14 protein-coding genes are annotated in these 14588 nt (G+C 72.8%); 6 read left to right on the plus strand and 8 right to left on the minus strand.

The window, feature by feature from the left end:
* Window positions 1–52: 52 nt before the first annotated feature.
* Window positions 53–634, minus strand: a complete 582-nt coding sequence (locus ACFU5O_RS05905; RefSeq protein ID WP_384236878.1) for a DUF4232 domain-containing protein — start codon at window positions 632–634, stop codon at window positions 53–55.
* A 540-nt stretch (window positions 635–1174) separates the two neighbouring features.
* Between ACFU5O_RS05905 and ACFU5O_RS05910 the strand changes: the two genes are divergently transcribed.
* Window positions 1175–3157 (plus strand): DUF5107 domain-containing protein, encoded by a 1983-nt coding sequence (locus ACFU5O_RS05910; protein WP_384236880.1) that lies wholly within the window; start codon window positions 1175–1177, stop codon window positions 3155–3157.
* Here ACFU5O_RS05910 and ACFU5O_RS05915 read toward each other — a convergent pair.
* On the minus strand, window positions 3123–3722 hold the full coding sequence (locus ACFU5O_RS05915; RefSeq protein WP_384236883.1) for a helix-turn-helix domain-containing protein: 600 nt from the start codon (window positions 3720–3722) through the stop codon (window positions 3123–3125). The two genes, ACFU5O_RS05910 and ACFU5O_RS05915, sit on opposite strands and share 35 nt — an antisense overlap.
* A 129-nt stretch (window positions 3723–3851) precedes the next feature.
* Between ACFU5O_RS05915 and ACFU5O_RS05920 the strand changes: the two genes are divergently transcribed.
* A complete protein-coding gene (locus tag ACFU5O_RS05920) occupies window positions 3852–5216 on the plus strand; it encodes an MFS transporter (protein ID WP_384236886.1) in 1365 nt (454 codons plus the stop codon).
* Window positions 5217–5276: 60 nt separating this feature from the next.
* Here the strand turns inward: ACFU5O_RS05920 and ACFU5O_RS05925 are convergent, their stop codons facing one another.
* The 4 genes from ACFU5O_RS05925 to ACFU5O_RS05940 all read right to left on the minus strand — a co-directional run bounded on the left by ACFU5O_RS05925 (window position 5277) and on the right by ACFU5O_RS05940 (window position 8867).
* Window positions 5277–5924, minus strand: coding sequence for a TetR/AcrR family transcriptional regulator (locus ACFU5O_RS05925; RefSeq protein WP_384236889.1), 648 nt, complete (start codon window positions 5922–5924; stop codon window positions 5277–5279).
* A 127-nt stretch (window positions 5925–6051) separates the two neighbouring features.
* Window positions 6052–6405, minus strand: a complete 354-nt coding sequence (locus tag ACFU5O_RS05930) for a VOC family protein (protein ID WP_384236892.1) — start codon at window positions 6403–6405, stop codon at window positions 6052–6054.
* Between the two features lie 65 nt (window positions 6406–6470).
* Window positions 6471–7280 carry a methyltransferase domain-containing protein gene (locus tag ACFU5O_RS05935; RefSeq protein ID WP_384236895.1) on the minus strand — a complete coding sequence of 270 codons (810 nt, stop codon included), beginning with the start codon at window positions 7278–7280 and terminating at the stop codon, window positions 6471–6473.
* Between the two features lie 78 nt (window positions 7281–7358).
* Window positions 7359–8867: a bifunctional phosphatase PAP2/diacylglycerol kinase family protein gene (locus ACFU5O_RS05940; protein ID WP_384237751.1), complete on the minus strand. Its 1509-nt coding sequence runs from the start codon at window positions 8865–8867 to the stop codon at window positions 7359–7361.
* A 289-nt stretch (window positions 8868–9156) separates the two neighbouring features.
* Between ACFU5O_RS05940 and ACFU5O_RS05945 the strand changes: the two genes are divergently transcribed.
* The 3 genes from ACFU5O_RS05945 (at window position 9157) to ACFU5O_RS05955 (ending at window position 12446) form a co-directional block, all read left to right on the plus strand.
* Window positions 9157–9780 (plus strand): TIGR03086 family metal-binding protein, encoded by a 624-nt coding sequence (locus ACFU5O_RS05945; protein ID WP_384236898.1) that lies wholly within the window; start codon window positions 9157–9159, stop codon window positions 9778–9780.
* A 52-nt stretch (window positions 9781–9832) separates the two neighbouring features.
* Window positions 9833–11053 (plus strand): aminotransferase class I/II-fold pyridoxal phosphate-dependent enzyme, encoded by a 1221-nt coding sequence (locus ACFU5O_RS05950; RefSeq protein ID WP_384236900.1) that lies wholly within the window; start codon window positions 9833–9835, stop codon window positions 11051–11053.
* Window positions 11054–11369: 316 nt separating this feature from the next.
* Complete coding sequence (locus ACFU5O_RS05955; protein WP_384237753.1) at window positions 11370–12446, plus strand: MBL fold metallo-hydrolase; 1077 nt, start codon at window positions 11370–11372, stop codon at window positions 12444–12446.
* A 63-nt stretch (window positions 12447–12509) separates the two neighbouring features.
* On the opposite strand, the gene ACFU5O_RS05960 is transcribed toward ACFU5O_RS05955, so the two are convergent.
* Entirely contained in the window at window positions 12510–13154 is a 645-nt protein-coding gene (locus tag ACFU5O_RS05960) for a DedA family protein (protein ID WP_384236903.1), read from the minus strand.
* Complete coding sequence (locus ACFU5O_RS05965) at window positions 13151–13927, minus strand: MBL fold metallo-hydrolase (protein WP_384236905.1); 777 nt, start codon at window positions 13925–13927, stop codon at window positions 13151–13153. The genes ACFU5O_RS05960 and ACFU5O_RS05965 overlap by 4 nt, the downstream gene beginning before the upstream one ends.
* Before the next feature lie 228 nt (window positions 13928–14155).
* Here ACFU5O_RS05965 and ACFU5O_RS05970 point away from each other — a divergent pair, with 228 nt between their 5' ends.
* Complete coding sequence (locus ACFU5O_RS05970; RefSeq protein WP_384236907.1) at window positions 14156–14572, plus strand: hypothetical protein; 417 nt, start codon at window positions 14156–14158, stop codon at window positions 14570–14572.
* The last annotated feature ends 16 nt before the right edge of the window (window positions 14573–14588 follow it).

Here is a 14588-nt window from a genome sequence, read left to right on the forward strand (position 1 = left end):
CGCAGCGAGAGGGAGGACCGACCGCGGCCGGATCCACCCGCCCGGCGGGGACTCAATTGTGCGCAGGGCTCACGAAGTTGACGAGCCGAGTGCCCGATCCCTGCTCGGCGACCTGGCCCCACGGCCAGCGCAGGTTCTTGGACGCCGTGTTGTTGGGCGGGGTGACGACGGCGGTGACCGGCTCGATGGCACCCTCCTCGCCCGCACGCGCCGACTTGAACGTGAGAGTGAACCGCGCCGCTGTTCCGGGCTCGACCGTCACGGCCGAGTGGGCGACCGGCGCCTTGGCAAGGGTTTGCGTCCTGTCCCCCTGAACGAGCGTCACTTTGGGGAATCCGTCCAGCATGCACGTGACACGCGCGAGGTTCCGCAGAGCGACGAGGGCGGTCTTCTCGGTGCCGGGCGTCCCGCCCCCGGGCACGGCCGTCCCGCCGGAGGCCCAGGACAGCGCGAGGTCAGAGGCCAGGCACGGCGGTGGTGGTGGCGCTGCCTCCGCGGGCCCGGCCACCGCCACCGGAGCGGCCACGGCCACCGCGGCCACGATGCGGACGGCGTAGTTGCGGACGGCATGGCTGCGACCGCTGGGAAAGCGGCCGGTGTGGATGCCCTTACGGACGTGCTTCGGCCGTGACATGCGGTACTCCGTGATCGACGACTGCTGGTTCCGGACTTCCGATGCGCCTGTCATGAAAGGGCGCGGCTCCCGTTGAGGAAGCGCTGAGGCCCGCAATGCGGCTCGATGGGTCACGAGCGCGGACCAATTCACCGTAAACCCGCCATCAGTGTGATGCATCCGGGCACGGTGGCACGGCCACGGGCCACGGGCTGCCGGCGCCGGCACCGGCACCGCAAGCAGGGCCGGTCGACGGACTCGCGCCCGCGGACGCCTGGGCCCGCCCGCGGACTTGCGGCACCCAGGGAACGCGGACCGCGCCGGCTCGGCCGGAGGAGAAGGGCCGGGCCTCGCCACCGGCCGCGGGCTGACGGATCTCGGTGCCCCGAAGGCCCGCGGCCGTACCCGCGACGAGGACAGTCGCGGCCTTTACCGAAGCCTGACGCACAGAGCCCCTGGTCAGGGCGGCTTCCACCGTGTTCCATGGTCAACGGGCCGTCGGCGGCCGGCGAACCGTACCGGCGATTCCACGGGAACGACGCGAACGAGACGAGGTTTGCCTTGGCCACGACCGTGCGACGTGCCGTACTGACCCTGCCCGCCGCCCCTTTGGGGCCGGAGAATCCGCTCCCCGCACTGCACGCACTGGACGAGCTGCACGCACTCGACGAACGTGCCAGGGAGGACCTGCCGCGCGAAATGGTGCGTCAGATCGGGTACGAGCCGCTGCGCACGGTCCTGCCGACGAGACTGCGCGACGGATACGGGCGCGAGCGCGCCGAGACGGACCTCGACACGATCGTCATCGAGAACGACCGGCTACGGGTCACCGTGCTGCCCGGTCTCGGTGGCCGTGTCCACTCCCTGCGTCACAAGCCCACCGGCCGTGAACTCGTCCACCGCAACCCCGTCCTCCAGCCCGCCGGGTTCGCCCTCAACGGCGCCTGGTTCTCCGGCGGCATCGAGTGGAACATCGGCGCCACCGGCCACACGACCCTCTCCTGCGCGCCGCTGCACGCCGTCGTCGTCCCGGCTCCCGACGGCGGCGAAATGCTCAGGCTCTGGGAGTGGGAGCGGCTGCGCGACCTGCCGTTCCAGGTGGACCTCTGGCTGCCCGAAGGATCCGAGTTCCTCCATGTCGGCGTACGGATACGAAACCCCCATGAACGGCATGCGCCGGTCTACTGGTGGTCCAACATCGCCGTCGAGGAGAACTTCCGGCAGAGGATCCTCGTCCCGGCCGACGAGGCCTGGCACTTCGGCTACGAACGCACCCTGCGGAAGGTGCCCGTGCCGGAACACGAAGGCACGGACCGCACCTACCCGGAGCGGAGCGCGTACCCGGCCGACTACTTCTACGAGGTACCGCGGGACGCCCGTAAATGGATCGCCGCGCTCGACGTGTACGGCCGCGGGCTCGTCCAGACCTCCACGGACCGTCTGCAGGGCCGGAAGCTGTTCCTGTGGGGCTCGGGCCGTGGTGGACGACGCTGGCAGGAGTGGCTGACCGAGCCGGGCACGCCGGGGTACGCCGAGATCCAGGCCGGGCTCGCCCGCACGCAGCTGGAGCATGTGCGGCTGGAGGCGGGCGAGGACTTCAGCTGGCTGGAGGCGTACGGTCCGCTCGACGCCGACCCGGCGCTGGTGCACGGCGACGACTGGGCCGCGGCGCGCGCCGAGGCGGCGGACCGCCTGGAGGCCGCTCTGCCGCGCGCGGACGTCGACGCCGCCTACCGGGCATGGCTGCGCTGCGCCGACACCGAACCCGGTGAGGTGCTGGCGACCGGATCGGGCTGGGGTGCGCTCGAGGTGCTGCGCGCGGGCCACAAGCTGCCGGGCACCCCTTTCGAGGAGTCCACGCTCGGCGAGGAGCAGGCGCCCTGGCTGGAGCTGCTGCGCACCGGCGTGCTGCCCGCGCCGCGCCGCGTCACTCCCCCCGGGCCCACACTCGTCGCCCCGCACTGGCGCGACATGCTGGAGACCGCGCCGGCCGATCCGCACACCGAGTACCACCTCGGCGTCGCCCAATGGCACGCCGGCGACTTCGCCCAGGCCGTGCGGAGCTGGGAACGCGGTCTCCGACTGGCGCCCTCTCGCTGGCCGTTGCTCCGCTGCCTCGCTCTCGCCGATCGCGCGGGCGGGCATCCCCGGCGCGCCGCAGAGCGGTACGAGGAGGCCTTCGACGACCTGTGCGCGGAGCGCCGCGACGACGGTGAGGCGTGGACGGCCGCGACGGCGGCGCTGGCCCGCGAAACGATCGAGACCCTGCTCGCCGTCGGGCGCACAGCGGCAGCCCGGGCCGTTCAGGACCGCCTCTGGCCGTCCCTGCGCGGCCGTGGCCGCTTCCGGCTGCTCGAGGCCCGGCTCCTCGTCGCCGAGGGGGACCGCGCCGCCGCACGGGCCGTCTTCGACGACGGCTTCGACGTGGCGGACCTACGCGAAGGGGCGGAGATCCTCGGCGAGTTGTGGTCGCGGCTCACCGACGACCCGCTGCCCGGCCGGTACGACTTCAGGATGCGCCCGCCGGGGCGGGACCGGTCGTAGACGCTCTCGCGCGGACGACGGCTTGGTCGCCTCGTGGTCCGAACAGGTGCAGGATCTCCACGGGTCTCGTGTTCGCCGGACCGAACCAGTGCGGTTCTCTGGTGTCGAACTCGGCCACTTCGCCGGGGCGGAGTGTGAATTCGCGTTCTCCGAGGATGAGGCGCAGCTCGCCCGCGAGGACGTAGAGCCACTCGTAGCCCTCGTGGGTCACCAGTTTCGTCTCGCGGGGAGCCAGCACCTGCTTGAACACCTGTACCCGGCCCGGGTACTGCGTCAGGGGCACGAGGACGCTGCCGTGGTCTTTGCGCAAGGGCGTGAGATGCACCCGAGGGTCACCGCTGGCCGGCGCGGCCACCAGTTGGTCGAGTGCGACGCGGTGCGCACGCGCGAGCGGGATGAGCAGGTCGAGGGTCGGGTGCCGTTTGCCTGATTCAAGACGGGACAGCGTGCTCACCGAGATCCCGGTCGTAGCCGCAAGCGCCTCCAGCGTGAGTCCACGGTCCCGGCGCAGCGTGCGCAACCGGGGCCCGATGCCGTCGAGTATCTGCTCCAGTTCCGCGTCCACGGAGTCCAGTTTGCAGTATCCGCAAATTTGTTGGGCGCCGGTCGTCCTCGGAGCCGAGCATTGCCGGGCAGATGCTCCCGTACGTGAGAGGTGGCCGTGACCGCGACGACATCCCCAGGTCAGCCCGTTATGAGCGCGCGCAGGCGCTGGACGGTGCTGGCCGTCTGCTGCCTGAGCATGTTCCTGGTGGGCCTGGACACCACCATCGTCAACGTGGGTCTGCCCGCGATCGGGCGCGACCTGGATGTCGGGACCCGCAGTCTCGAATGGACCGTGGACGCGTACACCCTCGTCCTGGCCGGCCTGCTGATCTCCTCCGGTGCGCTGGCGGATCGGTTCGGACGCCGACGGGTGTTCCGCTGCGGGCTGGTCGTGTTCGGTGCGGCCTCGCTGGTCTGCGCGGTCGCACCTTCGGTGGGCGCGCTCATCGCGGCCCGCGCCGTCCAGGGAATCGGCGCCTCCATGCTCAGTCCCGTGGCTCTCGCGATCGTGGTGAACGCGATGCCCGATCCGAGGGAACGGGCACAGGCGATCGGTGTCTGGGCGTCGGTCTTCGGGCTCAGCATGGCCGCTGGTCCTGTCGCGGGCGGCGCTCTCATCGCGGGCTTCGGTTGGCGGTCGCTGTTCTGGATCAATGCGCCGGTCGTCGTGGCAGCCCTTGTACTCAGCGCGGTGTTCGTGCCGGAGTCCCGGGCACAGCGCGCGCGGCGCCTCGACATCCCGGGCCAGGTCCTGCTGGCCGTGGTCATCGGCGTCCTGGTCGGTGTCCTCATCGAAGGGCCGCGGATCGGTTGGACCTCGCTCGCGGCGCTGGCCGCGTACGCGGCGGCTGCCGTGGCGGCGGTCGGCTTCGTGCGGGTCGAGTCCCGCCGGCGCGAGCCGCTGATGGACCTGCGACTCTTCCGGCGCCCGGTCTTCAGCAGTGCGGTCCTGGGCGCCGTGGCGGTCTTCGCCGCCCTGAACGTGACGCTGCTGCTCAACACCCTCTACCTGCAACAGGCCCGGGGATGGACGCCACTGGCCGCCGGGGCGGCGACCTTGCCCATGGCTGTTGGAGCGACCGTCTGCGCGCCCTTGTCGGGCCATCTGGTCGCTCGTGTCGGACCGGGGCTGCCGCTCGTCCAGGCCGGCGGCTTCATCACGGTGGGCGGACTCTGTCTGGTCGGGCTCGACCAGCACACGAGCGTGCTGTTGCTCCTGCTGGCCTACTTGCTCATCGGCATCGGGTTCGGCTTCGCCAACGCCCCGATCACCAACACCGCGGTGAGCGGACTGCCTCCCGCCCGTGCCGGCGTGGCCGGAGCGATCACGTCCACCGCACGGCAGTTCGGCTCCGCGCTCGGCATCGCCATTGCCGGCGGCCTGGTCGCGGGCGCCGGCCCTACGGGGCTCGCACGCGCTTCCCGTCCGGGCTGGATCCTGGTCGCCATGTGCGGACTGTCCCTGTTCCTCGTGGCTCACGCATCACGGCCGAAGACCGTCCTGCCTTCTTGAGCAGGTTGATCAAGGCCACTTGCAGGGTCTGGAGGCCCAGACGGGCGGCGGCGAGCGTCGTCAGCGCATGCGGCGGAGGAAGGCATCGACAAGTCGGTCGGTGAAGTCCTCTCCGATCGGCTCGTTCGTCACCAGGACGCGGTAGTAGAGGGGTCCCACGAGTTGGTCGGTCTCGGCCGCCACGTCGAGGTCGGTGGGAAGCTGGCCCCGTCGTGCGGCGCGTTCCAGTGGCAGGCGGTCGCGGCGGCGCTGCTCGTCGAGGTACCTGGCCCGGAAGTCGTCGGCGAACACCGGATCGTGCTGCGTCTGTGCGATCAGGGCCTTGAAGACGGCTCCGGGGTGGGACCGGCTGAGGAAATGGCCCAGTTGACGCAGGTAGGCGCGTAGATCGAGGGCGATGTCGCCGTGGTCGGGCACGGTCAGCTCCTCGGCCAGGTCCTGCAGGAAGGCGTCCACCAGGACGTCGGTCTTGGTGCTCCACCAGCGGTAGACGGTCTGTTTGGCGACACCGGCTCTCGCCGCGATGCCCTCCATCGTGACGCCCGCGAAGCCCTTCTCGGCGAGCAGGTCGTCGGTCGCCTCCAGGACCGCCTGCCGGGCCTGCTCGGTCCCTTGACGGCCATGCCTGCGTCGGACCGCGGACCACCGCGCCGTCCACTCCCCGGCCGGCGAGGGCGCGGTCGGTCGTCGACGGCGTGAGCGTCCCATGGCGCATGCCGTGCCCCTGAAACGGCGACTCCAGCGAGGCCCGCTGCTCCTGGCGGTCCGATCCGTCCCTGCATTCCAGGAGCCGGTCCCGGTCCGGATGATCGTGCCGTTGAAGGTGAGGCAGTAGTCAGACGACGGCCTTCCGGTCGACGTACTCGAAGACCGACCCGTCCGGGTGCACGGCGATGAGATTGCGCCCCACCGGCGTGGGCACCGGGCCCGCGAGGACCTTGGCGCCGACCTCTGTGAGCGTGACATGGGCCGCGTCCACGTCGTCGACCGCGATGGTCGCCGTGACCTTCCTGAGTACGTCCAGCTCCGGCTCCGGGCCGCTCATCAGCAGGAAGCAGCTCACCGCCGCCACCGACACGCCGCCGCGCTCGAAGCGCAGCGCGGCGGTGCCGGTGAGTCGTTCGTAGAAGGTGGTCGCGCCCTCGAGGTCGTCGACGCAGATTCGCAGCGTGGTTCCGAGGATCTCCATACGGGCGAGGGTAGTTGGCGATGCCGCACCACGAGATCGGTTCGTGCCCCGCTGCCGCCTGGCTGCTAGACCCGGCAGAGCAGTTCGCCGTGCGGCACCGTGAACGAGGCGTCGTCCTGGCGGCCCCACTCCCGCCAGGCGTCGGCGATGCGCGCCAGTTCCTCGCCGCTCGCGTGCCCGCCGTCGACGGCCAGTCGCGCGTACGAGGAAACCGTCGTCCGGTCCGCCCACAGACCGCTCCACCAGGCGCGTTCCTCCGGCGTGGTGAAGCACCAGGCCGAGGCGGTCGCCGTGATGTCGGTGAAGCCCGCGGCGCGCGCCCAGGAGTACAGCCTGCGGCCGGCGTCGGGTTCACCGCCGGCCGCCCTGGCCACCCGGCGGTACAGCTCCTGCCACTCCTCCAGGGCCGGCACTTCCGGGTACCAGGTGAAGGCTCCGTAGTCGCTGTCGCGGACGGCGACGAAACCGCCGGCGCGGCAGACCCGGCGCATCTCGCGCAGTGCCTGCACCGGCTCTCCGACGTGCTGTAGCACCTGATGGGCATGGACGACGTCGAAGGAGCCGTCGGCGAAGTCCAGTTGGTGGACATCGGCGACCGCGAAGCGGACGTTGTCCCGGCCGCGCCCCGCCGTCACGGCGCGGGCCTCTCCGAGGACGTCCTCGGCGGTGTCCACCGCCGTGACCGCACCGGGCGCCACCAGCGCGGCCAGATCGGCCGTGATCGTGCCGGGCCCGCAGCCGACGTCCAGTACGTCCATGCCCGGCCGCAGTTGGGGAAGGAGATACGCCGCGGAGTTGGCGGCGGTCCGTCGGCGGTGCGAGCGCAGCACGGACTCGTGGTGCCCGTGGGTGTAGACGGCGGATTCCTTCGACATGGCTGTCTTCCCTCTCCCTCGCGTGACGCGGTATGCCCACGGTACGCCGCCATATCGAATGACGAGACCCACGTCTTGCTATGTGGAACTGCTGGGGAGCCCCACCACGACCGGCGGAACGGTGCCGGCACGATGGGCGCCATCCGTCGAAGGCCGGTACACGACGAGTCCCTCGGGTGCCTTGTCGAGGAGCAACTCCCCTTCCGTTCCGGCTACTTCTCCGTCGTAGGCGACCGGTGTGCCCGGTGCCAGACCCGAGATCCGCAGCCGCCTGAGCCGTACCGCCGCATGGAAGGGGGAGCGGCTGAGCGGACCGGCGAGCGCCGCCGCCAGCAGCCGGAACCCCGGACCACGGCCGCCGTGCACCACCCGCACATCCAGCAGGCCGTCCGCCAGATCGCGCCGGTGACCGGGCGCCGGGCCGAGACGCTGGTACATGCCGTTGCCCGCGAACAGCAGCCACAGGGGACGCCTGCTCCCCTCGAGCTCGGCCTCCAGCGGATGGTCGCCCCGCAGCGTCCGCAGCGCCGCCAGGATCCCGGCGGGCCAACCGCCGATGCGTGGTGACCAGCGCTCCCGCACCCGCACCAGCTCCGGATACACACCCAGGCTGAAGTTGTTCAGGAAGTACCCCTCACCCTTGCCGTCGGGGCCGGGGGTGAACCGGCCCACGTCGACCCTGACGGCGTCCCCCGTGGTCACTGCGCGGCAGGTGTCGTAGACCGTCTCGATACCCAGGTCGTAGGCGAAGTGGTTCAGCGTGCCGCCCGGGAACACCGCGAGTGGCAGTCCGTGCCGGACCGCCACGCCGCCGGCACGGTTGACCGTGCCGTCGCCGCCGAGCACGCCGAGCGCCCGGCAGTCGCGGGCGGCCTCCTCCAGCGCGGCTTCTAGCTCGTCGGGTGCGCACTCCACCACCCGGGCGCCCGGCAGGGTGTCCCGTACGAGCTGGGCGTCGGGTGACGAACCTGCCGAGCGGTTGACCACGACCGCCAGTCCCTCACCGGCCTTCAGCGCGGGCGCCTCGATGTGCGGCCGGCCGGGCGCGGGCAGCTGTCCGCGCGTGGGAACCAGCCCGCGCACCGCGTACGCCGCGCCCACCCCGAGCGCCGCGCCCACCAGTACATCGCTCGGGTAGTGCGCGCCCGTGTACACGCGGGACACCGCGACCGCCGCCGCCACCGGCGCGACCACCGCGCCCCAGGCCTTCGACTCCATCGCCACTCCGGCCGCGAACGCGGCGGCGGAAGCCGAATGCCCGGACGGGAAGGAGGTGGTGATCGGCTGGCGCTTCAGCTGCCGGATGAGCGGTACGGCGTCGAGTATCGGACGGGCCCGGCGCACCGAGCGCTTGGCCACGGTGTTGATCGTCGCGGACGCGAGCGCCAGCGACACCACGCCGCGCACGGCGGCCCGCCGCGCGCCCGAACCGGAACCGCCAAGCGCTATCGCGGCAGCCGTGCCGAACCAGAGCACGCCGTGATCGGCGCTCCGGCTGAGACGCGGAAGAAGGGGCTCGGCACCGGGCCAGTGGCGGGTGGCGACTTCTTGAAAGGCGCGCCGGTCCCAGCGGGAGAGCACCTCCATCAGGCCCCGCGCGGCCGGCCGGGAGCCCGGCTGACGGCGTGACAGGAGATGCGGGGCGGCACGCGGCACGGCGTGCTCGACCGCGCGCTCGATGGCTTGCTTGACGGAGTGGGGGGCGGATTCACGGGCGAAGGCCGACATGGAACGCGGGTACCCCGCAGACCGGGGGCCCAAGCGGGCCACCTGCGAAGTTCGCCGGTGCGCCGCGCGGCACCGCGGGCGCCTGCCCGTTTCCCGGACTCCGACGGAGCATTCGCGCGGGCCCCCGGGCGGGAGCACAGTGGACCCCATGGACAACCGCCTTCTGGCCCGGCATGCAGAGGCGCTCGCCCTCTTCACCGACCGGGTGCACGCCGTGCGGCCCGGGCAGTGGGACGCCCCGACTCCCTGTGCCGAGTGGTCCGTCCGGGATCTGGTCAGCCATCTGACCGTCGAACAGCTCTGGGTACCACCTCTGGTGAGGGAGGGCCGCGGCATCGACGAGGTCGGCGACGCCTTCGACGGCGACGTACTCGGCGAGCACCCCGCGGTCAGCTGGGACCGCGCCGCGTCCGCCGCGAAGGCCGCATTCAACGAGCCGGGCGCGCTGGAGCGCACGGTACGGCTGTCGTACGGCAGGAGCACCGGCGCCGCCTACTGTGCGCAGATGGCCGCCGACGCGACGGTGCACGCATGGGACCTGTCCCGCGGCATCGGCGCGGACGAGGACCTTCCCGACGCGCTCGTGGACTTCACCGCACGCGAGGTGGCGCCGTACGCCGCGGGCCTCGCGAAGAGCGGGCTGTTCGCTCCCGCCGTGGAGCCCCCGCCGGGGGCGGACGCGCGCACGGAGCTGCTGTGTCTGCTCGGACGCCGGCCCTGGTCACGGGAATGGGCTGACCGGAGCGGCGGGGCGGGCCGAACCTCCGTATAAAGGGCACGTGGGCCGGGCAGGGTTCCCGGGCGCGAGCACGGGAGGTGGGCACATGCAGCGGACGGATCCGGAAGGCCACGGTCCGGTCCGTTACGGGCCGCCCGCACCGGAGTCGGGCCTGCCCGTGCTGCCCGAGCTCGCGGACGTCCTCGCGGCCGCGGCCGGGCGCACCTCGACCTCGGAGCCGCCCGGCGGGGGCCCCGTCCTGCGGGAGGCGGCCACCGGCTACTGGTGGCGACGGGGCCTGCGCAGCCGGCCCGAACACGTCGCGGCCGCGCCCGGCGCGCAGCCGCTGCTGCTCGCCCTGCTGACCGCCCACGGCGGCGACGTGCTGATGCCGCGGCCGTGCTCCGCCTGGTGGACTCCCCAGGTCCGGCTTCTGGGGCGGCCCGCCTACCATGTGCCGACGCCCGCGGAGTGCGGGGGCGTGCCCGACCCGTACGCCCTGCTCGAGACGGCGCGCAGGGTGCGGGCCGAGGGCGGCACGCCGCACCTCCTGCTGCTTTCCGTCGCCGACGACCCGACGGCCACGGTCGCCCCGCCGGAACTGGTGCGCGAGGCGTGCGAGGCCGCGGTCGACGAGGGCATGCACATCATCAGCGACGAGACCTGGCGGGACACGCTGCACCAGCCGCACGACCGGGTGCTGCTCAGCCCGGCCGAGATGTGCCCCGACGACGTGACCGTGATCAGCGATCTGTCGGGTGCGCTCGCCCCCGCCGCGTGGCCTGCGGCGATCGCCCGCTTCCCCGCCACCGAGCACGCGGCGGTCCGCCGGGCCAGGGTCCTCGACATCCTCACCGCGCTGGGCGCGTTCGTCGCCGGCCCGGTGTCCGCCGCGGCCGCGCACGCCCTCGGAGAACCCGCCCCCGTCACGGCACGGGCCGCACGTGCGGCCGCGCTGCACGCCCAGGTCGCGGCGGCGGCCCATCGCGCGGTCCTCACCGCCGGGGCCCTCGCCCGTCCGCCGCAGGCCGGCCGCCACCTGTACGCCGACCTCGGCCCGCTGCGCGCCCGCCTCGCCGCGCGCGGCGTCAACGACTCCATGGAACTCGAGGACTATCTCAGCGCCCGCCTCGGCACGCTGACCCCGGGCGGACACCGCTTCGGCGACGAACTCGGCGCCCTGCGCGTCCGCCTGGGCACGGGCCCTCTGCTCGGCTCGACGCCGGAGGAGCGCCTGGAAGCACTGGCCTCCGACCGGCCACTGGAATTGCCCCATGTGGCCCAGTCGTTGGCTCTTCTCGGATCGGCCTTCGACGAACTCCGCTGACCCACCCGCGAACCGCGAGCCCCACCCGCGCCGAACGGAGCCGCAGATGACGGACCACCCGGAGCCCCCGCCCTCGCCGCACCCCAGCCACAACAGCCACGACAGCCACAACACCCACGACAGCCGGCCGGGCCGCGCACGCCCGGACTCCCTCCCCGGCCGAACGGCCCCGACGGGCGTCGCACACGGCCCCGCGTCCTCCGCGCATCTGGAGCATGCGACGAGTGGCGGGGTCACGACCGGGCATGCCGCCCAGTCCGCACCGCCCCCGGAGCCCACCGCATCCGCACCGCGGAACGGCGCCGTCCCCCGGACCGTGCCGCCCGGGCCGTCCGCCGGATCCCCGTCCGCCGGATCCCCGTCCCGGTCCGGTCCCGCCGGACACACGGCTCCCGGCGGTACCGCGCCCCCGGCGAAACTCCGCCCCCTCGGCCTCACCCGCCGTTGGCCCCGCTCCTTCGCCGACCGCCTCACCGCCCCGCTGCCCGGGGTGCGGGCCATGGCCAGGCTGGCACGGGAAGGGGCGCTGCGGCCGGCCGCCGCAGGTCTTGCGGACATTCCGCAGCTGCCGTTCGCACCCGGGCCGCTGCCCCGGGCCGAGCCGGGCACCGTCGCCGTGACCTGGGCCGGGCATGCCAGTTGGGTGGTCGGGATCGGGGGACTGACGGTGCTCACCGATCCCGTGTGGTCGCGCAGGATCCTCGGCACCCCGGCGCGCCTCACCCCCGTCGGGGTCCGCTGGGAGGATCTGCCGCGCGTCGACGCCGTGGTCATCAGCCACAACCACTACGACCATCTCGACGCACCCACCCTCGCCCGGCTTCCCAGGCGCACGCCGGTGTTCGTCCCGGCAGGGCTCGGCCGCTGGTTCCGGCGGCGCCGGTTCACCCGGGTCACCGAGCTCGACTGGTGGGAGGCGGCCGAACTGCCCGCGCCGGACGGGGGAGCGGTGCGGTTCGACTTCGTACCGGCCCATCACTGGTCGAAGCGCACCCTCACCGACACCTGCCGCTCGCTCTGGGGCGGCTGGGTCCTCAGCGACCGGCAGGGCCGCCAGGTCTACTTCGCGGGCGACACCGGATACGGCCACTGGTTCAAGGAGATCGGCCGCCGCCACCAGGACATCGATCTGGCGCTGCTGCCGATCGGGGCGTACGCACCGCGCTGGTGGCTCAGTACCGTGCACACCGACCCGGAGGAGGCCGTTCAGGCCTTCGCCGACCTCGGTGCCCGGAACATGGCGCCCATGCACTGGGCGACGTTCGTGCTCTCCGCCGAGCCCGTGCTGGAGCCGTTCACCCGGTTGCTGACCGCATGGGAGCACACCGGCCTTCCACGCGAGCGGCTCTGGGACCTGCCGGTCGGCGGCTCCCGACTGCTGGCCGCGGACTGAGCGCGCGGCGCGACGTCCGCCCGCTCGCTCAGGACGTCCATGGGACGAACCGGGCCGCCGCGCTCACGTCCGCCCGCCGTCGGACGGGCCCGGCCCCGGCCGCCGCAGCCGGTGCCACAGCGTGGGCGCGGCGCTGATCGCCACCGTCAGTCCCACCGCGGCCAGCACCCCTTCCCACGGCTCGGAGAACAGCGAGCCCCCGAGAATCCCGATGAGGCCGTACGTCGCCGCCCATGCCAGGCAGGCCGGCACATCGCCCCGCGCGAACCGCCGCAGCGGCACCCTGGCCAGCAGACACGCCAGCATCACCGGGATGCGCCCGGCGGGCACCAGCCGTGACAGCACCAGAACGGTCACCCCCCGTTCTTCGAGATTGCGCTGCGCCTGCGCCAGACGCTCCGGCGCCGCCCGCTGCCGCAACCTCTCCAGCCATCTCGAACCGTTCTTCGATCCGACCCCGCGCCGCCCGAGCCAGTACAGCGCGATGTCCCCGGTGAACGCCGCGAGCGCCGCCACGACGAACACGAACAACAGCGCGAACGGCAGCGCCTGATGGAACGCCACCACCGCCGCCGAGCTGACGATCGCCCCCGTGGGAATCACCGGGACCAGCGCACCCAGTGCCACCAGCAGAAACAGCGACGGATAGCCGACGGCCTGCTGCGTCGGCTCAGGAGCCAGCTGCCCCACCACGTCCTGGATCGTCACCGGGCGACCTCCGGCCGGACGCTCTCGCCGTGCCCCAGCCGGTGCACCGCCACTTCCGGCGCCAGGCGCGCCGCCTTCCGTACGAATTCGTCCCCGGGTGAGTGGAACTCATGCGGCCGGATCGCATCCATTCCGATCGGCCAGTACGTGCCGTAGTGCACGGGCACGGCCGAGCGCGGCACCAGCGCCGCGAGCGCCCGCGCCGCCCGCTCCGGGTTCAGATGCCCGTGCCCCAGGAACGGTCCCCAGCCACCGACCGGCAGCAGCGCCACATCGACGGGGCCGACCGCATCGGCCATGCCGTCGAACAGGCCGGTGTCCCCGGCGAAGTAGGTCCGCGCCTCACCCTGAATCACATAACCCAGCGCGGGGGAGCGATGGGGACCGACCGGCAGCCGGCGCCCGTCGTGCGCCGCCGGTACGGCTCGTACACGCAGATCCTCGACCACCACCTCGTCGCCCGGCGCCACCTCGACGATCCGCAGCCCGTTCTGCAGTCTTCTCAGTCCCGGCACGGCCCGCGGGGCCCCGTGCGGCACGATCAGGCGGGTACCGGGCGCGAGCCGGGCGAGCGACGCCAGATGCAGATGGTCGGAGTGCAGATGGGAGATCAGGACGGCCTCTGCGACCGTGGCCTCGGGCGGCGGCAGTTCACCGCGCCGGCGGCGCAGATGGGCGAGCCGGCCCACGAACAGCGGGTCGGTCAGCACCCGGACGCCGGAGTCCTCGACCGTGCAGGTGGCGTGACCCCACCAGGTGACCTCCACCGGCACGCACCGCCTCCTCGCTCCCGGCGACCGTCTCCCGGCGACCGTCTCCCGACTGGTCTCCCGGCAGGTCTCGCGACAGGTCTGCAGACCTGTCTCCGTACGAGCGTAGGTGCTCGCGACCCCCGGCGGTCCTCCGTCAGCCCCTCGAATGCGCCTCCCTCACGCGGTCGTGCCCGGAGTAGGGTCGTCGCCGACAGCCGACGCAGCGGGCACGGCGCAGGGGGACGGTCCATGGACGACGCACCGGACGACGTACGAGTGGCGTCGATCGCCAGCCTGACCCCGCTGGAGGAACTGGACAGCGACCCGTTCCTCGTCGACACCCGCAGCCAGCACGCCATGTGCGCCCGCTGGGCCGCCGACAAGGGCTACGTCGTCACCCGCGAGCTGCTGTTCTACGGGCTGCGCCCCGACCACGGTGTGCTGTGGGCGGATGTCGAGGCCGGTCTGGTCGACCTGTTCGTCGCCCCCAGCGAACGGGTCCTCGCCCGTGCCGTCACATCAGTGCCGGACTTCTCGGCCGAGTGCGAACGCCGTGGTGTACGCCTGGAGACAGCCGGCCTCGACGAGCCCGTGTACGACGCGGCGAAGAAGGCGAGTGTGCACCGGCGGCTGTCGATGCCGACTGCGGGGTACGACGGCTGCTGAGGGCGCAGGCGCCGCA

Origin of the sequence: Streptomyces sp. NPDC057445 (assembly GCF_042802855.1) — a bacterium.
In the GTDB taxonomy this organism is placed as follows: domain Bacteria; phylum Actinomycetota; class Actinomycetes; order Streptomycetales; family Streptomycetaceae; genus Streptomyces.